The organism is Buttiauxella ferragutiae (assembly GCF_022637515.1).
Classification (GTDB): Bacteria; Pseudomonadota; Gammaproteobacteria; order Enterobacterales; family Enterobacteriaceae; genus Buttiauxella; species Buttiauxella ferragutiae.
The window spans coordinates 3,834,043-3,853,458 of sequence record NZ_CP093332.1; the positions used below are offsets into that span (position 1 = coordinate 3,834,043).

General features: G+C 50.1%; 16 protein-coding genes. 10 read left to right on the plus strand and 6 right to left on the minus strand.

Annotation, left to right across the window (positions count from 1 at the left end):
* Positions 1 to 43: 43 nt before the first annotated feature.
* Positions 44 to 2,734: a two-component system sensor histidine kinase KdpD gene (gene kdpD / locus MNO13_RS17695; RefSeq protein WP_133522417.1), complete on the plus strand. Its 2,691-nt coding sequence runs from the start codon at positions 44 to 46 to the stop codon at positions 2,732 to 2,734.
* Complete coding sequence (kdpE, locus tag MNO13_RS17700; protein WP_064548638.1) at positions 2,731 to 3,408, plus strand: two-component system response regulator KdpE; 678 nt, start codon at positions 2,731 to 2,733, stop codon at positions 3,406 to 3,408. The genes kdpD and kdpE overlap by 4 nt, the downstream gene beginning before the upstream one ends.
* 50 nt (positions 3,409 to 3,458) lie before the next feature.
* Here kdpE and pgm read toward each other — a convergent pair whose 3' ends face one another.
* Together pgm and seqA are read right to left on the minus strand one after the other, a co-directional pair.
* Positions 3,459 to 5,102 carry a phosphoglucomutase (alpha-D-glucose-1,6-bisphosphate-dependent) gene (gene pgm, locus MNO13_RS17705; protein WP_133522416.1) on the minus strand — a complete coding sequence of 548 codons (1,644 nt, stop codon included), beginning with the start codon at positions 5,100 to 5,102 and terminating at the stop codon, positions 3,459 to 3,461.
* Positions 5,103 to 5,127: 25 nt separating this feature from the next.
* Entirely contained in the window at positions 5,128 to 5,670 is a 543-nt protein-coding gene (gene seqA / locus MNO13_RS17710) for a replication initiation negative regulator SeqA (RefSeq protein WP_064548641.1), read from the minus strand.
* A 194-nt stretch (positions 5,671 to 5,864) separates the two neighbouring features.
* Between seqA and ybfF the strand changes: the two genes are divergently transcribed.
* The 4 genes from ybfF to fur all read left to right on the plus strand — a co-directional run bounded on the left by ybfF (position 5,865) and on the right by fur (position 8,480).
* Positions 5,865 to 6,641, plus strand: coding sequence for an esterase (ybfF, locus tag MNO13_RS17715; protein ID WP_064548643.1), 777 nt, complete (start codon positions 5,865 to 5,867; stop codon positions 6,639 to 6,641).
* 135 nt (positions 6,642 to 6,776) lie between these two features.
* Positions 6,777 to 7,058, plus strand: coding sequence for a LexA regulated protein (gene ybfE / locus MNO13_RS17720; RefSeq protein ID WP_121814107.1), 282 nt, complete (start codon positions 6,777 to 6,779; stop codon positions 7,056 to 7,058).
* A gap of 152 nt (positions 7,059 to 7,210) precedes the next feature.
* Complete coding sequence (gene fldA, locus MNO13_RS17725) at positions 7,211 to 7,741, plus strand: flavodoxin FldA (RefSeq protein ID WP_064517084.1); 531 nt, start codon at positions 7,211 to 7,213, stop codon at positions 7,739 to 7,741.
* A gap of 286 nt (positions 7,742 to 8,027) precedes the next feature.
* The gene (gene fur, locus MNO13_RS17730; protein ID WP_064548647.1) at positions 8,028 to 8,480 is read left to right on the plus strand and encodes a ferric iron uptake transcriptional regulator; all 453 of its coding nucleotides are present in this window, start codon (positions 8,028 to 8,030) and stop codon (positions 8,478 to 8,480) included.
* Positions 8,481 to 8,569: 89 nt separating this feature from the next.
* Here fur and chiQ read toward each other — a convergent pair whose 3' ends face one another.
* The 4 genes from chiQ to nagE form a co-directional block, all read right to left on the minus strand.
* Positions 8,570 to 8,899, minus strand: a complete 330-nt coding sequence (gene chiQ / locus MNO13_RS17735) for a ChiQ/YbfN family lipoprotein (protein ID WP_064548649.1) — start codon at positions 8,897 to 8,899, stop codon at positions 8,570 to 8,572.
* A 47-nt stretch (positions 8,900 to 8,946) separates the two neighbouring features.
* Positions 8,947 to 10,344: a chitoporin ChiP gene (gene chiP, locus MNO13_RS17740; RefSeq protein WP_064548651.1), complete on the minus strand. Its 1,398-nt coding sequence runs from the start codon at positions 10,342 to 10,344 to the stop codon at positions 8,947 to 8,949.
* Between the two features lie 473 nt (positions 10,345 to 10,817).
* A complete protein-coding gene (gene glnS / locus MNO13_RS17745) occupies positions 10,818 to 12,485 on the minus strand; it encodes a glutamine--tRNA ligase (protein ID WP_241939081.1) in 1,668 nt (555 codons plus the stop codon).
* 179 nt (positions 12,486 to 12,664) lie between these two features.
* Complete coding sequence (gene nagE / locus MNO13_RS17750) at positions 12,665 to 14,689, minus strand: N-acetylglucosamine-specific PTS transporter subunit IIBC (RefSeq protein ID WP_074388595.1); 2,025 nt, start codon at positions 14,687 to 14,689, stop codon at positions 12,665 to 12,667.
* A 335-nt stretch (positions 14,690 to 15,024) separates the two neighbouring features.
* Between nagE and nagB the strand changes: the two genes are divergently transcribed.
* From nagB to MNO13_RS17770, 4 genes are all read left to right on the plus strand, one after another.
* On the plus strand, positions 15,025 to 15,825 hold the full coding sequence (nagB, locus tag MNO13_RS17755; protein ID WP_064548655.1) for a glucosamine-6-phosphate deaminase: 801 nt from the start codon (positions 15,025 to 15,027) through the stop codon (positions 15,823 to 15,825).
* Between the two features lie 25 nt (positions 15,826 to 15,850).
* Positions 15,851 to 16,999 (plus strand): N-acetylglucosamine-6-phosphate deacetylase, encoded by a 1,149-nt coding sequence (nagA, locus tag MNO13_RS17760; protein WP_064548657.1) that lies wholly within the window; start codon positions 15,851 to 15,853, stop codon positions 16,997 to 16,999.
* A 7-nt stretch (positions 17,000 to 17,006) separates the two neighbouring features.
* Complete coding sequence (gene nagC, locus MNO13_RS17765) at positions 17,007 to 18,227, plus strand: DNA-binding transcriptional regulator NagC (protein ID WP_064548658.1); 1,221 nt, start codon at positions 17,007 to 17,009, stop codon at positions 18,225 to 18,227.
* Between the two features lie 62 nt (positions 18,228 to 18,289).
* The gene (locus tag MNO13_RS17770; RefSeq protein WP_064548660.1) at positions 18,290 to 19,042 is read left to right on the plus strand and encodes an HAD-IIA family hydrolase; all 753 of its coding nucleotides are present in this window, start codon (positions 18,290 to 18,292) and stop codon (positions 19,040 to 19,042) included.
* The last annotated feature ends 374 nt before the right edge of the window (positions 19,043 to 19,416 follow it).

Genomic DNA, 19,416 nt, shown 5'->3' on the forward strand with positions numbered 1-19,416 from the left:
GTGGATAAGCGCAGCGTCATCCACCAAAAAATAAGGAGCTGTTATGACGCAGGAACCGCTGCGCCCTAATCCAGATAAGTTACTGGAGCAGGTCAATCGCAAACCTCGCGGTAAGCTGAAAATATTCTTCGGTGCTTGTGCGGGCGTGGGGAAAACCTACGCCATGCTTCAGGAAGCACAGCGGCTGCGGGGGCAAGGACTGGATATTCTGATTGGCGTGGTGGAAACCCACGGTCGTAAAGAGACTGCCGCCTTGCTCGACAGGCTCGATCTACTACCAGCAAAGCGGATACACCACCGTGGGCGATGGGTTCAGGAGTTTGACCTTGACGCCGCCCTCGCCCGTAATCCTGCGCTGATCCTGATGGATGAACTGGCGCACAGCAACGCGCCCGGCTCGCGCCACCCTAAACGCTGGCAAGACGTAGAAGAGTTACTGGACGCCGGGATCGACGTTTTTACTACCGTCAACGTGCAGCATCTCGAAAGCCTGAACGACATCGTCGGCGGCGTAACCGGCATTCAGGTCCGCGAAACGGTACCCGACCCTATCTTTGATGCCGCCGATGAAATCGTGCTGGTCGATTTACCGCCTGACGATTTACGCCAGCGTCTGCATGAAGGCAAGGTATACATCTCCGGCCAGGCTGAACGCGCCATCGAACACTTTTTCCGTAAGGGGAATTTGATTGCCCTGCGCGAACTGGCGTTACGCCGCACCGCCGATCGCGTTGACGACCAAATGCGCGCCTGGCGGGATAATCAAGGCGAAGAAAAAGTCTGGCACACGCGCGATGCGATTTTGCTGTGTATCGGGCACAGTTCCGGTAATGAAAAACTGGTGCGCACCGCGGCAAGACTGGCGGCGAAATTAGGCAGCATTTGGCATGCGGTTTATGTCGAGACGCCACAGCTTCACCGTTTACCTGAACATCAACGACGCGCTATTTTGGCTTCATTACGCTTAGCGCAAGAACTGGGTGCGGAAACCACCACCACGCTTGCCGATCCCGCCGAAGACAAAGCTATTTTGCGTTACGCCCGGGAGCATAATCTCGGGAAAATAATTATTGGCCGACGCAAGACCCGCCGTTGGTGGAGCCGTGAATCTTTCGCCGATAAACTCGCTCGACGCGCACCCGACCTCGATTTAGTGATTGTAGCGCTGGATAACAAACCTTTTGTCGCCTCTCCTACCACGCAAGATATGCGCAACTTTAGCGAAAAATGGCGTATGCAGTTGCGAGGCTGCGGCGTGGCAGTTGGGCTTTGCGCCATCACTACCTTTATCGCCAATCAATGGTTGATGGGCTTTGATGCCGCCAACCTGGTGATGCTGTATCTGCTAGGCGTGGTCGTTGTGGCGCTGTTTTACGGGCGCTGGCCTTCAGTGCTGGCGACAGTGATAAGTGTACTGAGTTTCGATTTATTCTTTATTGCGCCGCACGGCACGCTGGCAGTTTCCGATATTCAATACTTGTTAACCTTCGCGGTGATGCTCACCGTTGGTCTGGTTATCGGCAATCTCACCGCTGGGGTGCGCTATCAGGCGCGGATTGCCCGTTATCGCGAACAACGCACACGCTACCTGTATGAGATGTCGAAGGCCCTCGCCGCCGAGCGCACGCCACAGGATATTGCCGCCACCAGCGAACTGTTTATCAATAACAGTTTTCATGCCCGCGCCCAGTTATTACTCCCCAATGAAAATGGTGTGCTGGAACGAGCCAATGCAAAGGGTGAACCGCACAACTGGGATGAAGCCATCGCCCGCTGGAGTTTTGATAAAGGCCAGCCTGCCGGCGCTGGCACCGATACGTTACCTGGTGTGCCGTATCAAATTTTGCCGCTGAAAACGTCGGAAAGAACCCTCGGGTTATTGATTGTCGAGCCGAGTAATTTGCGTCAGTTGATGATCCCGGAACAACAACGCCTGCTGGAAACGTTCACGTTACTGGCGGCCACGGCACTGGATCGCTTATTGCTGACCGCCAGTGAAGAGCAAGCCAGGATTTCCAGCGAACGCGAGCAAGTGCGTAATTCGTTGCTGGCTGCGTTGTCTCACGATTTGCGTACTCCGTTGACGGTGCTGTTCGGCCAGGCAGAAATACTGACGCTGGATTTGGCCTCTGAAGGCTCGAAACACGCCCCGCAAGCCAACGACATTCGCCAGCATGTGCTGAATACCACGCGTCTGGTGAACAATTTATTGGATATGGCGCGCATTCAGTCTGGCGGATTTAATCTGCGCAAAGAGTGGTTAACGCTTGAGGAAGTGGTCGGTAGCGCGTTGAAGATGCTGGAACTGAGTTTGGGCGGTCGGCATATTGTGCTTTCGTTACCTGACCCGTTAATGCTTATCCATGTTGATGGCCCGCTGTTTGAACGCGTGCTGATAAATCTGCTGGAGAACGCGGTGAAGTACGCCGGGTACCACGCCAATATAGGTATTCGCGCTCAGACCGAGGCTTCCCAACTGGATCTTGAGGTCTGGGACAGCGGTCCAGGTATCCCTGCTGGCAAAGAACAGCTAATCTTTGATAAGTTTTCCCGTGGTAACAAAGAGTCCGCCATCCCCGGTGTCGGTTTAGGGCTAGCGATTTGCCAGGCGATTGTTGAAGTGCACGATGGAAAAATTTATGCCGAAAATCGCCCGGAGGGAGGGGCGAGTTTTCATGTTATTTTACCGCTTCCCCCACCGCCTGAACTGGCTGAGATGAACGAGGCTTTGTGATATCAGTTCTGATTATTGAAGACGAAAAAGAGATCCGCCGTTTTCTGCGCACCGCGCTGGAAGCAGAATCGCTACGCGTTCATGAAGCCGAAACATTGCAGCGTGGTTTGCTGGAAGCCGCCACGCGCAAGCCTGATTTAGTGATTCTTGATCTCGGTTTACCCGATGGTGACGGTCTGGATTTTATCCGCGATTTCCGCCAGTGGAGCCAGACGCCGATTGTGGTGCTATCTGCTCGCAGCGATGAACAAGTGAAGATAGATGCGCTAGACGCGGGCGCGGATGATTATCTCAGCAAACCGTTTGGTATTGGCGAGCTGCAAGCACGTTTGCGAGTAGTATTGCGCCGCCATGCCAGTGTGGCACAGCCCGATCCGGTTTATCAGTTTTCAGGCATTAGTGTGGACCTTGCTACCCGCCGTATTACGCGGGATGGCGCTGAAATCCATCTCACACCGATTGAGTTTCGTTTGCTCGCCACGCTGCTCAATAACCACGGTAAGGTGCTGACTCAGCGCCAGTTGCTCAATCAGGTTTGGGGGCCGAATGCCGTGGAGCATAGCCATTATTTGCGGATTTATATGGGACATTTGCGCCAGAAGCTGGAAAGCGATCCCGCGCGTCCGGCGCATTTGCTGACCGAAACTGGGATTGGTTATCGGTTTATGCTGTAGTTCCGGCAGACAAAAAAGGCGCCTTGCGGCGCCTTTTCCAATTCAACATCTTACTTCGCGTTTTTCAGCACTTCGCTGACAATCTCTACCGCTTCTTTCTCAATTTGCAGACGGTGTTCTGCACCTAAGAAACTTTCACAGTAAATTTTGTACGCATCTTCAGTACCCGAAGGGCGTGCCGCAAACCAGCCGTTGTCGGTCATCACTTTCAGGCCGCCGATAGAAGCGCCGTTGCCAGGGGCCGCCGTTAAACGTGCGGTGATCGGGTCACCTGCCAGGGTGCTGGCGCTGACCATTTCCGGAGAAAGTTTGGATAATGCCGCTTTCTGCGCAGTTGTCGCGGAGGCTTGCAGACGGTTGTAGCTTGGCGCGCCGAAACGGGCAGCCAGTTCGTCATAATGCTGTTGCGGGTTCTTACCGGTGACGGCGGTTATTTCTGCCGCCAGCAGACACATGATGATGCCGTCTTTGTCGGTAGACCACGGTGTGCCATCAAAGCGCAGGAACGATGCCCCGGCACTTTCTTCGCCACCAAAACCAAAGCTGCCGTCGAACAGGCCATCAACAAACCATTTGAAACCCACTGGCACTTCAACCAGTTTACGGCCCAGGTCGTTAACCACGCGGTCAATCATCGCGGATGACACCAGAGTTTTACCGACGGCCACATCTTTACCCCACTGCGGGCGATGCTGGAACAGGTAGTTAATCGCAACCGCCAGATAATGGTTTGGGTTCATCAGCCCTGCTGGCGTGACGATACCGTGGCGGTCGTAATCCGGGTCATTGGCGAAGGCCAGATCGAATTTGTCACGCAACGCCAGCAAACCTTCCATCGCACACTCGGACGAGCAATCCATACGGATAGCGCCGTCTTTATCGAGGTGCATAAAGCGGAAGGTTTGATCGACGTGATCGTTAACAATCGTCAGATCCAGGTTGTAGTGTTTGGCGATGCGCTGCCAGTATTCGATACCGGACCCACCGAGCGGATCAACGCCCAGTTTCAGACCCGATTTCTGGATGGCGGCCATATCAACGATATCCACCAGCCCTTCGATAAACGGCTGCACCAGATCTTGTTCTTGTACGTGACCGCTTGCCCAGGCTCTCTCCAGAGAGATGCGTTTTACATCTTTCAGATCCGCCGCCAAAAGCGCGTTGGCACGATCTTCAACCACCTTGGTGACGTTGGTATCAGCCGGGCCACCATTAGGCGGATTGTATTTGATACCACCGTCTTCCGGTGGGTTGTGCGAAGGCGTAATGACGATGCCGTCAGCCTGCGCACCAGCGTTTTTGTTATGCGTCAGAATGGCATGTGAAATGGCAGGCGTTGGCGTGTAGCCGTTTGCCTGCTGCACAATGACATCCACACCGTTTGCAGCCAGCACTTCCAGCACGGAAATAAACGCAGGTTCAGATAGCGCGTGGGTATCTTTACCCACGTAGCACGGCCCGGTAATGCCATTTTTTGCACGATCTTCAGCAATCGCCTGAGCAATCGCCAGAATGTGAGGTTCGTTGAAACTATGACGTGCCGCACTACCACGATGGCCGGAGGTACCGAATTTCACCGCGTGTTCGCTATTCCCCACTTCAGGCTTCAGCACGTAATACTGGGCCGTCAGTTGGGCTACGTTAATCAAATCGCTCTGTTGTGCCGGTTGTCCTGCACGAGGGTGGTTAGCCATTGGCCTTTCCTTCTGACGCGAGGTGTTAGATTGTGCCGCAAACCTTTTCAATCAATTCCGCAGGGAACTGCATTGATTGCATGATGTGTTCAATCATGCTGCATTTACGACCCGTATTGGTGTTAGTGATAACCCAGTATGGCGTGCCCGGAACATGCTTTGGTTTGGTCTGGTTGCCATTTTGCAGCAGCGTTTGCTCATTACCTGCAAAATAGACGCGCGTCCGGCCATGCAGCGACTCGGTCGCTTCACCAAAAGCATGTGCGTCGAGGGTATACAGAGTAGAAAGCACCATCATGAAACGATTGACGGCTTTCTTTTGCTCGGCATATTCATCTGACAACAGTAATTCACGAACCGCACGTACGCGATCGCGAGCTTTGTTTACGGGTTTGGCTTCCGGAGCAGCAGCTGCTGCCGTCTGGCCGGTAGTTACTGGTGTAGCAGGAGATTGACCGGCGGTAAATTTCAACATGCGCCGTAAAATATCGGACGCGCTTTCACCAATGTGCTGCGTGTGGCTGGCAATATAGCGATAGAGCTCGTCATCAACTTCAATTGTTTTCATCTTAATCCGGTGCGGTATCTTTTCTGAATTCAAGTTGTTGGGATTATATGTACATATTCGCACAAATCCCAACCTCGGGTAGCGCCAAACTTATGTCACACCACAAAGTCAGACTAAACTGGAAATTTGCGGCACTGCGGCAGGATGCCGTTATGATACCCTAACCTCACGAAGTAAAAAAAAAGAACTTTGCCATGAAATTGAATGCTCGCCTGCAAACTGCGCAACAATCGACTAGTAATTCCCCCATCGTCCTAATCCACGGCCTTTTTGGTAGCCTTGATAACCTGGGCGTGTTGGCCCGCGACCTCGGGCAAAATCATACGTTGCTGCAAATCGATCTGCGCAACCATGGTTTATCGCCCCGTAGCTCTGAAATGAACTATGCCGCGATGGCGCAGGATGTGGTTGAAACGCTCGAAGAATATGGCTTTGAAAAAGCAATCATTATCGGCCATTCCATGGGCGGTAAAGTTGCGATGGCTCTGACAGCTATTGCACCTGAGCGCATTGATAAACTGGTGCTGATTGACATTGCACCGGTGGATTATCAGGTACGCCGTCACGATGAAATTTTCGCGGCTATTAATGCAGTCAGTAGTAGTGGAGCGAAAACACGTCAACAAGCCGCTATGGTGATGCGTGAGCATCTGAACGAAGAAGGTGTGATTCAATTCTTGCTGAAGTCATTTGCTGACGGCGAGTGGAAGTTTAATGTTCCGGTATTGTGGGAACAGTACGAGAATATTGTCGGCTGGCAAGCTATCCCAACCTGGAATGAACCGGCACTGTTTATCCGTGGTGGTGCATCCCCTTATGTTGACGAATCACACCGCGAAACGCTGCTTGCGCAATTCCCTCAGGCGCGCGCTCATGTGGTTGCCGGTGCCGGACACTGGGTTCACGCCGAAAAACCTGATGCTGTTTTGCGCGCAATCCACCGTTTTATCGACGCAAGTGCCGCAAACTGATTAAAAACAAACCGACTGGCTGTTAGATGCAGCTAACGCGTTGGCGCGCAAGCCATGCTGATGTATGATTGCGCGCTAAAATGCGCCAGAGCACCCCGCTCCGTGCCACCTGAATTCCCTGTCAGTAGTCTAATCATGGCAAAAGAACAAACGGACCGTACTACATTAGATCTGTTCGCGGACGAGCGTCGCCCCGGGCGGCCAAAAACTAATCCGCTGACGCGTGATGAGCAACTGCGTATCAACAAACGCAACCAGCTCAAGCGCGATAAAGTACGCGGCCTGAAGCGAGTGGAACTGAAGCTCAATAACGATGCAGTAGATGCACTAAATCATCTGGCTGAAGCGCGCAATATCAGTCGTAGTGAGTTGATTGAAGAGATTCTACTCGCGCAACTGAAGCAGCATCTCAGTTAGTTGAAAGGCTATATGCACGGAATACGATGTTGCAGTCTGTGCACAACAGGCTGATAGCAGTTTCCGCACCGCAATGTGTTCTGCTATGATTGCCCTATCTGTGGCCAATTAGCAGCCACCATACCATTAAGTATCAAGAGGTTATTTTACTCATGGCAATCGTAGGCATTTTTTTCGGCAGCGACACTGGTAACACCGAAAATATCGCGAAGATGATTCAAAAACAGCTCGGTAAAGACGTTGCTGAGGTGCATGACATTGCTAAGAGCAGCAAAGAAGACCTGGAAGGCTTCGACATTCTGCTTCTCGGCATTCCAACGTGGTATTACGGTGAAGCGCAATGCGACTGGGATGACTTCTTCCCGACTCTGGAAGAAGTTGATTTCAACGGCAAACTGGTCGCCCTGTTCGGCTGTGGTGACCAGGAAGACTATGCAGAATACTTCTGTGACGCATTGGGCACTATCCGTGACATCATTGAGCCACGCGGTGCTGCTATCGTCGGTCACTGGCCAACGGCGGGCTACCATTTTGAAGCCTCTAAAGGTCTGGCTGACGACGATCACTTTGTCGGTCTGGCTATCGATGAAGATCGTCAACCAGAACTGACTGCTGAACGCGTTCAGAAATGGGTCAAACAAGTTTCTGACGAGCTGAACCTGGCAGATATCATCAACGCCTGATTCTGGATGTGACGCAGCTTTTAAACGGGTTGCGTCACATTGATAGATTATTCCGATTAAAATAATCGCTACAAATTTTTAACTTTTCGGTTTGTCCCTGTACAATGACCCCCTGGCTAAATAGCTAACAAGGCAATTAAATCGCGACTCAGCCGCCATTTTTTAGCTTGATTATGAATAATACTTGCGGTTTCCATTTAGAATCTGCAGTTCTATAATGAGACGCATTCATCTTAACGCTCACCCTGAGTCCGAGCGATCCGTTAAGCAACAGGACAATTTCCGCATGACTGACAATAATACCGCATTGAAGAAGGCCGGCCTGAAAGTCACGCTTCCGCGATTAAAAATCCTTGAAGTGCTACAGGGTCCGGTGAACCATCATGTCAGTGCGGAAGACTTATACAAACGTCTGATTGATATGGGCGAAGAAATTGGTCTCGCCACAGTTTATCGTGTACTAAACCAGTTTGATGATGCAGGCATTGTCACTCGTCACAACTTCGAAGGCGGCAAATCCGTATTCGAGTTAACTCAACAACATCACCACGACCACCTGATTTGCCTGGACTGCGGCAAAGTTATTGAGTTCAGTGATGATTCAATTGAATCTCGTCAGCGTGAAATCGCATCACGCCATGGCATCCGTCTGACCAACCACAGCCTGTACCTTTACGGTCACTGCGCTGAAGGTGATTGCCGTACCGACGAGAATGCACACGAAATCAGCGAAAAGTAATCCGCATATCTGACATTCTGAACCAGATGTCAGGTATAAAAAAACCGGTGAGGAAGCTCACCGGTTTTTTTATTGCCTGAATTCACAGATTACTTGTTGTTCGCACGAATCTCTTGCCAGATTTTATCGCACTTGGCTTTTACCGCCTGGTCGTTACCAGTACGAGTGGCCTGAATACAGTTTTGATAATCCAGGGTGCGCACCGTTTCTTTCTTCGCAAATTCCTGGTGTTCCTTTTCCTGACCCAGCACGTTTAACACGCTCTGACAGGCCTGAATTTTATCAGGATTCCCTTCTGCGGTATTGATACAGGCGCTATAGGCTTGTTTCAGTTTTGTATCTTCCGGTGCCGTTTTAGAGGGTTGTGCGCAGGCGCTCAAACCTAAAGCCATGACCGTAACCAAAATGATTTTTTTCATGCTCGATATCCTTTATAAAACCGGGCGCTTTCACGCCCGGAATCGAATCAGAAGATGGTGAACGGTGCGATGACGATGAATTTCACGTCACGCTCATCCTGGAAGATGTTGCCGTAACCACCGCCCCAGCTTGGGATGTCGGAGTGGTTGTCGTATTGAGTGAAGTGCAGTTTGAACAGAGTGCCTTTCGCGCGCCCATCCTGAATGGTGTACAACGCATCAAGGCTGTACGCCGATTCTTTCAGGCGATTGTCAGCATCGTAGTAACCGTCAGTGGTTGGTTTAGAGCTTGGTTTTGCATCCCATGCGTAAACATACGAAGCACCTACAGCCCAACCAGCCAGATCCCAATTGCTCAGGTCATACATGGCACCCGCGAAGATGGCTTTTTCACCATTGGCGTTGAAGTCAGAACGGTTATCCCACCAGATATCCAGACGACCGTTTGACGATGCGTAAGTTGGGGTCATACGTTGCAGGAAGTAGCCCTGCTGGCCATCAGCCTTGACCATGGTACCTTCGAGGCGCAGGTCAACCTGGCCCACTTTGTAGCCGAATGTCAGAGCCTGCAACCATGCCGTGCCGTCATACAGATCGTTAACGCTGCCATCAGAGACTTTGTCACGCGAACCGTAGAACTGGTAGCTGGTAGACAATGGGCTGCCAGCTACATCAAATTTGTAGCTTGCTTTAGTGAAGTATTGGTCGATATACCCTTCTGCCTGACCGAATGCCGCTTCAAGAATCAGATCATTTTTGAAGTCATACTTCGCGCCCAGCGAGTGCAGATACTCAACTTTGGTGTTCTTATCGTTCTGATAGAACTTGTCCATCTCCAGGTGCCACGGAGCTTTATACTCATTGGTCCACATGTAGGAGAAGCTCAGAGCACCGGCATCGGCATAATCAAAGTTTGCCCCGGCTTCAGCGCCCTGGTAAGTACCAGGCATGAAACTCCAGTGTGGTGCTAATAAAGATTGCCCTGTTGGCTGGATGTAACCCGCACGGGCCCAAACCGGGCCGTATTTGAATTTAGCTGCGGCTTTATAAAGGCTTATACCGCTCTTATCGCCGGAATAATCTTCATCGTAAGCTTTGTTTGAAGAGGAAAATGCGATTTCGTTCGGGTGGCCGCTGTCGCCATTTTCTGCCATTTCGATAGCAGTAAAGGCGGCGATATCCAGACCAAACATGTCAGCAGCATAACCGGACTGGAAGTCCAGATTGGCGTTCCAGGTAGCGTGAGAAAGGTTAGTTTCATATTTATCTGTCGTAACATCTTTACGGTCACGTTCACGCTGCCAGTAATAAACACCACCGGTCAGTGTTGAATCATCAAAAAAACCTGCTGCACTTGCCTGAGGGATAACAACCAGTCCAGAAAGAGCCGTGACGCCTGCAATAGCAAGGGCCAGCGCACTACGTTTGCCACTAAACGTACGCATATAAAATTCCTCTTTGACGTATAAATAATCGCCGGACGTTAAAAGACGTCAGATAGCGAAAAAAGTAAAAATGCCTAACGGCTAAAGCGGTTATAAATATTTTCCCGCATTTACTGCTCCCCATAAGACTATTTTTCGCGACGCGAATTATCAACGACTTTGTAAGAGTTCATTCCGATATTATGACAGAGAGCACATAATTCATGAGTATTTGTAACAAAAATCAACTGTGGAATTTTATGTTTATAAATCAACAAATATTGATATAAACCACCATATGAGAGCGCTCACATGATAAAAGAAAGGATTTATTATGTTCCGAGATTGACCAGCCAGAGAATTCCCAGGGAAATATAAATAACATTAATTCGCATCGCGAATGTAAGTAAATATTTAATCCTGTGATTATTAAGCAAAAAAAAACGCCGCGATTTGCGGCGTCTTTGTTACATATTGACTGCGTGTATAACTAATTACTCGCCTATTTTGGCCCAGGTATCACGCAAACCAACGGTGCGGTTAAACACCAGTTTTTCCGCAGTTGCCAGACGGCTATCAAGGCAGAAATAACCTTCACGCTCGAACTGATACGCTTTGCCTTTCTCAGCATTTTGCAGGCTTGGTTCGACGAAACCTTGCTTAATCACCAGAGACTCTGGGTTGATCGTTGCCAGTAAATCTTCCGCCGCACCTGGGTTAGCCACGCTGAACAGACGGTCGTAAAGGCGAATTTCAACTGGCAAGGCGTGTTCAGCACTTACCCAATGAATAACGCCTTTTACTTTACGGCCATCAGCCGGGTCTTTGCTTAATGTGTCCGGATCGTAGGAACAATGCAGCACGGTGATATTCCCGGCTTCATCTTTCTCAACACGATCGGCTTTAATCACATAAGCATTACGCAGGCGGACTTCTTTGCCCAACACCAGACGCTTGTACTGCTTATTCGCTTCTTCGCGGAAGTCAGCACGATCAATGTAAATCTCACGGCTGAACGGCACCTGGCGGCTACCCATTTCTGGCTTGTTCGGATGGTTTGGCATGGTGACCATTTCCACTTCGCCCTGCGGGAAGTTTTCAATAATCACTTTCACCGGATCGAGCACTGCCATCGCGCGCGGGGCGTTTTCGTTCAGGTCATCACGAATACATGATTCCAAAGCAGCCATTTCAACGGTGTTGTCTTGTTTGGTCACGCCAATACGCTTACAGAACTCACGAATAGAACCGGCAGTGTAACCACGACGACGCAGGCCAGAAATGGTTGGCATACGTGGGTCATCCCACCCTTCCACTACTTTCTCAGTCACCAGCAGGTTCAGCTTACGCTTAGACATGATGGAGTATTCGAGATTCAGGCGAGAGAACTCGTACTGACGCGGGTGCACAGGAATAGTGATGTTATCCAGCACCCAATCGTACAGACGACGGTTGTCCTGGAACTCCAGCGTACATAAAGAGTGAGTAATACCTTCCAGCGCATCGGAAATGCAGTGCGTGAAGTCGTACATCGGATAGATGCACCACTTGGTACCAGTCTGATGGTGTTCAGCAAATTTGATGCGATAAATAACCGGATCGCGCATCACGATAAATGGTGATGCCATGTCGATTTTCGCACGCAGGCACGCAGTGCCTTCAGCAAATTCACCGTTACGCATTTTCTCGAACAGCGCGAGGTTTTCCTCGACGCTACGATCGCGGTATGGGCTATTTTTCCCAGGTGCGGTCAATGAGCCGCGATATTCACGGATCTGCTCTGGAGTCAGTTCGTCAACATACGCCAGACCTTTATTGACAAGCTCTACAGCATAGTTGAACAACTGATCGAAATAATCGGAGGAGTAGCGCACATTGCCTGACCAGTGAAAACCAAGCCATTCAACATCGTGCTTAATTGAATCTACGAATTCGATGTCTTCTTTTGCTGGGTTAGTGTCATCGAAACGCAGGTTGCACTGCCCTTGATAATCTTGTGCGATACCAAAGTTCAGGCAGATGGATTTTGCATGGCCGATATGCAGATAGCCATTTGGCTCTGGCGGAAAACGGGTGCAAATGCTGGTGTGCTTACCATTAGCCAAATCTTCATCAATAATCTGGCGAATAAAGTTAGTTGGGCGGGCTTCTGCCTCACTCATCGCGGGTTCCTCTGTGCAAAAACTTCAGTTATCGGCACATGATCTTATAAGCAAGCGTCGGAAACAACCTTTTGTTGAATAAATAAGGGGATCGGGAAGGGTCAAGCTGGAGCAATAAAAAAGCGGCTGGAGAAAATACTCTCCAGCCGCTAAAGGCACAATCTATGACTCAGGAGCGATTATTTGCCTTTAATTTCGTACAGAGGCGTTTGCCCCGCAACCACTGAACCTTGCGCCTGAATAACCAGACCGCTGTAGTCATCAATGTTGCTGCAAACAACCGGGCTAATCATGGAGCGAGCATTTGCGTTCAGGAAATCAAGGTCCATTTCCAGAATCGGCTGGCCTGCAACCACTTCAGCACCCTCTTCTACCAGACGAGTAAAGCCCTGGCCGTTCAGTGCGACAGTATCAATGCCCATATGGACAACGATTTCTGCACCTTTTTCGGTTTCCAGACAGAACGCGTGGTTGGTATTAAAGATCTTAACGATAGTACCGGCAGCTGGCGCGACAACCATTTTCTCGGTTGGCTTAACAGCAACACCATCACCTACTGCTTTGCTGGCGAAGGCTTCATCTGGAACTTGTTCCAGAGCAACCACATCACCCGTTACTGGAGAAACCAGAGCGGCGATGGTGACAGCGTTTGGTACAGCCTGTGGTTTTGCAGTAGCTGCGGCAACCGGTGCAGCTGTAGCGCTAACTGGAGCCGCTGCAACATCACCTACCGTTTTCATTGCGTTAGCAATTTTCTCAGCGACGAAGCCGACGATGATTTGCACGCTGGTTTTGTTCAGACGGATAACACCGGTTGCACCCAGGCGTTTAGCCAAAGATTCGTTAACCAATGAAGAGTCTTTTACGTTCAGGCGCAGACGAGTGATACACGCGTCGATGCCTGTCAGGTTAGCTGAGCCACCCACAGCAGCGATGTACTGACGAGCCAGCTCAGAAACATCTTGATTGCTATTGGCGCTAACATTCACGTCCTGACCATCAGTTTCATCACCTGCAACAGCCAGTTCACGCCCTGGGGTCAACAGATTGAATTTGGTGATAGTGAAACGGAACACAACGTAGTAGATAGCGAAGAACACCAGGCCTTGCGGGATCAGCATGTACCAGTGTGTCGCCAGTGGGTTACGGGAAGAAAGCACCATATCCACCAGACCCGCACTGAAGCCGAAACCAGCAATCCAATGCATGCTTGCTGCGATAAATACGGAGATACCCGTCAGCACTGCGTGAATCAGATACAGAACTGGGGCCACGAACATGAAGGAGAATTCCAACGGTTCGGTGATACCAGTAAAGAAGGCAGCAAACGCACCCGCCATCATGATACCCATGACTTTGGCTTTGTTTTCAGGACGCGCACACTGGTAAATTGCCAGCGCAGCACCTGGAAGACCGAACATCATGATTGGGAAGAAACCAGCCTGGTAACGACCTGTGATACCCACAATACCGGTACCTTCAGCGATAGATTTAGCACCGCCAAGGAACTTAGGAATATCGTTGATACCCGCAACGTCGAACCAGAATACGGAGTTCAGCGCGTGGTGCAGACCCACTGGAATCAGCAGACGGTTGAAGAACGCATAAACACCTGCGCCAACAGAACCCAACTTCTGAATGTGCTCACCAAAGTTTACCAGGCCGCTAAACACGATTGGCCAGATGAACATCATGATAAAGGCAACAGCAATCATCACGAAGGAGGTGAGGATTGGAACCAGGCGGCGGCCGCTGAAGAAGGACAACGCTCTTGGCAGTTCGACACTGCTGAAGCGGTTGTACAACTCTGCGGAGATAATCCCCACCATGATACCAACAAATTGGTTCTGAATTTTAGAGAACGCAAACGGAACCTGATCCAGCGGAATATGCTTGATCATGGAAACAGCCGCTGGCGAACAAAGTGTGGTCAGAACCAGGAAACCGACAAAGCCGGTTAGTGCAGCAGCACCATCTTTATCTTTGGACATACCGTAAGCCACACCAATGGCAAACAGCACACCCATGTTATCAATAATTGCAGCACCAGATTTGATGAACAACGCGGCTAATGCGTTATCACCGCCCCAGCTCGTTGGGTCAATCCAGTAGCCAACACCCATTAATATGGCTGCGGCTGGTAATGTGGCAACCGGCACCATAAGTGCGCGGCCAACCTTTTGCATGTAACCAAGAATACTCACGTTAATTCCCCCTATGAGACCCCGTTAAGGCTCGTTCAAAGCAGTTTTATTATTGTTTAACAAACCTTGAAAGCATGGCGAAGATTCACCAACCTTCTGAGTGTGTGAAAAATTAATTCGTATCGCAAATTAAACACCCTTTTTTTGTGATTAAAATCACCAAATATTGTTATTGCACTCCCCTTTGGCTAGCTATCGACTAAAACTTATTTTATCATCCGAAAAATCAAGACGGATTGATGCCGTTATGACCAGGAAGAAACTGGTTTACCCTTAGAGGGTTCGGATAATCAATCTGGCGACATCCGTATTTCTATTAACTTATGAGGTGAATGATGAGACTGATTCCCCTGGCTACCCCGGCTCAAGTAGGCAAATGGGCAGCACGCCATATCGTTAAGCGTATCAATGCGTTTAATCCGACAGCAGATCGTCCTTTCTTGCTGGGTCTGCCAACCGGCGGCACGCCTCTTGAAGCGTACAAAGCGCTGGTAGAGATGCACAAAGCGGGCCAGGTTAGCTTTAAAAACGTCGTCACCTTTAACATGGATGAATACGTTGGTCTGCCAAAAGAGCACCCGGAAAGCTATCATACGTTCATGCACCGCAATTTCTTTGATCACGTTGATATCCCAGCGGAAAACATCAACCTGCTGAATGGTAACGCCGAAGATGTTGACGCCGAGTGCCGTCGCTATGAAGAAAAAATTCGTTCTTACGGCAAAATTCACCTGTTTATGGGTGGCGTAGGCAACGATGGTCATATCGCGTTCAACGAACCGGCATCTTCTTTGGCATCCCGTACTCGTATCAAAACGCTGACTCATGACACCCGTGTTGCAAACTCCCGTTTCTTTGGTGGCGATGTCTCTCAAGTGCCAAAATATGCGCTGACTGTTGGCGTGGGCACGCTGCTTGATGCAGAAGAAGTGATGATTTTGGTTCTTGGTCATTTGAAAGCGCAAGCGCTGCAAGCGGCTGTGGAAGGCAACGTGAATCACATGTGGACCATTAGCTGTCTGCAACTGCATCCTAAAGCAGTGGTAGTTTGTGATGAGCCGTCCACCATGGAACTGAAAGTGAAGACGCTGAAGTACTTCAATGAACTTGAAGCAGAAAATATCAAAGATCTTTAAGTAATAGTCATTACCGGGGGTACCTATGTTTGCATTAACTCACGGTCGGATTTATACCGGCCATGAAATTCTTGATGATCACGCGGTAATTATCGCGAACGGCCTGATTGAACGCGTTTGCCCGCGCTCAGATCTCCCAGCGGGTATTGAGACTCGCGATGTGGGCGGTGCAATCATCGCCCCCGGTTTTATTGATGTGCAGTTGAATGGTTGTGGTGGTGTGCAGTTCAACGATTCAGCCGATGCGGTGACCGTTGAAACGCTGGAAATCATGCAGAAAGCCAATGAGCGTTCTGGCTGCACCAGCTATTTACCAACACTGATTACCAGCAGCGATGAGCTGATGAAGCAAGGCGTGAAAGTGATGCGCGAATACCTGGCGAAATATCAGCACCAGGCACTCGGTCTGCATCTTGAAGGCCCATGGCTGAATATGGTGAAAAAGGGTACGCACAACCCAAGTTTCGTGCGTAAACCTGACTCCGAACTGGTCGATTTCCTGTGCCAAAACGCAGATGTGATCACCAAAGTCACTTTAGCGCCAGAAATGGTGGCACCAGAAGTCATTAGCAAATTGGTCGCTTCTGGCATTGTCGTTTCTGCCGGGCACTCCAATGCAACCGTAAAAGAAGCCAAAATTGGTTTCCGTGCGGGAATTACCTTCGCAACCCACCTTTTCAATGCGATGCCATATATCACTGGCCGTGAACCGGGTCTTGCAGGCGCAATTTTTGATGAACCCGATGTTTACTGCGGTATCATTGCCGATGGCTTGCATGTGGACTATGCCAATATTCGTACGGCGAAAAAGGTTAAGGGCGATAAGCTTTGCCTGGTCACCGATGCAACTGCTCCGGCGGGTGCGAATATCGACGAGTTCATTTTCGCAGGAAAAACAATATACTACCGTGATGGTTTATGTGTAGATGAGAACGGTACGCTGAGCGGTTCTGCCCTGACGATGATTGAAGGGGTACGTAACCTGGTTGAGCATGCAGGTATCGCTTTGGACGAAGTCTTACGTATGGCCACTCTCTACCCTGCCCGAGCGATGGGTGTTGAGCAGCAAATAGGGACTATCGAAGCTGGGAAAGTCGCCAACCTGACGGCATTTACCCGCGATTTTAAAATCACCAAGACATTCGTTAATGGTAACGAGGTCGTAACTGAGTAATTAAGGCATGACGACTGGCGGACAGGCTCAAATTGGTAATGTCGATCTGGTAAAACAGCTGAATAGCGCGGCGGTATACCGCCTGATCGACCAACACGGGCCAATCTCCCGCATTCAGATTGCCGAGCAAAGCCAGCTTGCACCGGCCAGCGTCACGAAAATTACTCGTCAGCTCATTGAGCGCGGCTTGATCAAAGAAGTTGATCAACAGGCTTCCACCGGAGGCCGCCGCGCTATCTCAATTATTACTGAAACCCGCAATTTCCACGCCATTGGCGTGCGTCTTGGCCGCCATGACGCCACCATCACGCTGTTTGATCTCAGCGCTAAACCGCTTGCCGAAGAACATTACTCCCTTCCTGAACGTACTCAGGAAACGCTTGAGCACGCATTACTCAATGCTATATCGCAGTTCATCGAGCAAAATTTACGCAAGATGCGTGAGCTGATCGCTATCTCAGTGATCTTGCCTGGTCTGGTTGACCCTGAAAGCGGCGTGATTCGTTACATGCCACATATCCAGGTGAACAACTGGTCGCTGGTCGATAGCCTTGAAAAACAGTTCAAAGTGACCTGCTATGTGGGGCATGACATCCGTAGCCTGGCACTTGCTGAGCACTACTTTGGTGCAACTCATGACTGTGATGACTCCATTTTGGTGCGCGTTCACCGCGGCACGGGGGCGGGGATTTTATCCAACGGGCGAATTTTTATTGGCCGTAACGGTAATGTCGGAGAGATTGGTCACATTCAGGTGGATCCTTTAGGCGAGCGTTGCCACTGCGGAAACTTTGGTTGTCTGGAAACGATTGCGGCTAATGCCGCTATTGAACATCGTGTGCGTCACTTACTTGAACAAGGTTACAACAGCCGCCTGACACTCGAAGATTGCGATATTACTACCATCTGCAAAGCCGCCAATAAAGGCGATGCGCTAGCCTGCGAAGTCATTGAACATGTTGGCCGCCATCTTGGTAAAGCCATCGCCATTGCCATTAACTTGTTTAACCCGCAAAAAGTCGTGATTGCCGGGGAAATCATTGAAGCCGAAAAAGTGCTTCTGCCCGCGATTGAAAGCTGTATCAACACTCAGGTACTGAAAGCGTTCCGCAAAAACCTGCCTGTCGTGCGTTCAAAACTCGATGACCGTTCCGCTATTGGCGCGTTTGCTTTGGTAAAACGCTCGATGTTGAATGGCGTTCTGCTGCAACGTTTGCTGGAAAGTTAACTCAGCCGTAAGCCTTTTTACGATATAGTTACGCCTTCCTGAAATGTGAGCCAAGGTAATCAATGACCATTCAGAATGTAATTTGTGATATTGACGGCGTGCTGATGCACGACAACATCGCCGTACCAGGTGCTAATGAATTCTTAGCGCGCATCATGGAAAAGGGCATGCCGTTAGTTCTGCTGACTAACTACCCTTCGCAGACAGGCCAGGATCTGGCGAACCGTTTTGCATCCGCCGGTATTGATGTGCCGGACAGCGTCTTCTATACCTCCGCAATGGCTACTGCCGATTTCCTGCGCCGTCAGGAAGGGAAGAAAGCCTATGTTGTCGGTGAAGGTGCATTGATTCACGAGCTGTATAAAGCCGGTTTCACAATCACTGACATCAACCCAGACTTTGTTATCGTCGGGGAAACACGTTCCTATAACTGGGAAATGATGCACAAGGCCGCCTATTTTGTGGCTAACGGCGCTCGCTTTATTGCGACTAACCCTGATACACATGGCCGTGGTTACTATCCAGCCTGTGGTGCGCTTTGCGCAGGGATCGAGAAAATTTCGGGTCGTAAACCGTTCTGTGTCGGCAAGCCTAGCCCGTGGATTATCCGTGCCGCACTCAACAAGATGCAGGCGCATTCCGAGCATACGGTGATTGTTGGCGATAACTTGCGTACCGATATTCTTGCAGGCTTCCAGGCGGGTTTAGAAACCATTCTGGTGCTGTCGGGTGTTTCGACGTTAAACGATATTGATGCCATGCCGTTCCGCCCTTCGTGGATTTACCCGTCGGTCGCTGAAGTCGATATTATCTAAACGTTTAAGTGGTGGATAATGCATTCGCTAATCCACCCTATCAATCTGCAACCATCATTTAACGATCCTTTCATTAAATTGCCGATCCGCTAATTATTCCGTCTATTCCCTCATCATTTTTCAATAATCAACAATCGCAATTGAACTATTTACCCCTGAAAGACTAAAGGGCTTGCATTCCCGTCAATGATTGCGCATTTTCATAGTCATGCAACGCAACTATACCCAAAATAATTCGAGTTTCAGGTAGGCGGCAAGGGAGCAAATCCCCAGGAGCTTACTTGAGTAAGTGACAGGGGTTTGTGACAAATCTGCCCGGAGCAGATTTGAACGCCGCTTGCGGCAGCCCCAAAGGGGTGAGGCTCATGGATGAG

Excerpts from the sequence above, each read along its gene's own strand:
- kdpD (WP_133522417.1), top strand. The coding sequence starts at position 44 with ATGACGCAGGAACCGCTGCGCCCTAATCCAGATAAGTTACTGGAGCAG.
- pgm (WP_133522416.1), bottom strand. The coding sequence starts at position 5,102 with ATGGCTAACCACCCTCGTGCAGGACAACCGGCACAACAGAGCGATTTG.
- seqA (WP_064548641.1), bottom strand. The coding sequence starts at position 5,670 with ATGAAAACAATTGAAGTTGATGACGAGCTCTATCGCTATATTGCCAGC.
- ybfF (WP_064548643.1), top strand. The coding sequence starts at position 5,865 with ATGAAATTGAATGCTCGCCTGCAAACTGCGCAACAATCGACTAGTAAT.
- ybfE (WP_121814107.1), top strand. The coding sequence starts at position 6,777 with ATGGCAAAAGAACAAACGGACCGTACTACATTAGATCTGTTCGCGGAC.
- fldA (WP_064517084.1), top strand. The coding sequence starts at position 7,211 with ATGGCAATCGTAGGCATTTTTTTCGGCAGCGACACTGGTAACACCGAA.
- fur (WP_064548647.1), top strand. The coding sequence starts at position 8,028 with ATGACTGACAATAATACCGCATTGAAGAAGGCCGGCCTGAAAGTCACG.
- chiQ (WP_064548649.1), bottom strand. The coding sequence starts at position 8,899 with ATGAAAAAAATCATTTTGGTTACGGTCATGGCTTTAGGTTTGAGCGCC.
- chiP (WP_064548651.1), bottom strand. The coding sequence starts at position 10,344 with ATGCGTACGTTTAGTGGCAAACGTAGTGCGCTGGCCCTTGCTATTGCA.
- glnS (WP_241939081.1), bottom strand. The coding sequence starts at position 12,485 with ATGAGTGAGGCAGAAGCCCGCCCAACTAACTTTATTCGCCAGATTATT.
- nagB (WP_064548655.1), top strand. The coding sequence starts at position 15,025 with ATGAGACTGATTCCCCTGGCTACCCCGGCTCAAGTAGGCAAATGGGCA.
- nagA (WP_064548657.1), top strand. The coding sequence starts at position 15,851 with ATGTTTGCATTAACTCACGGTCGGATTTATACCGGCCATGAAATTCTT.
- nagC (WP_064548658.1), top strand. The coding sequence starts at position 17,007 with ATGACGACTGGCGGACAGGCTCAAATTGGTAATGTCGATCTGGTAAAA.
- MNO13_RS17770 (WP_064548660.1), top strand. The coding sequence starts at position 18,290 with ATGACCATTCAGAATGTAATTTGTGATATTGACGGCGTGCTGATGCAC.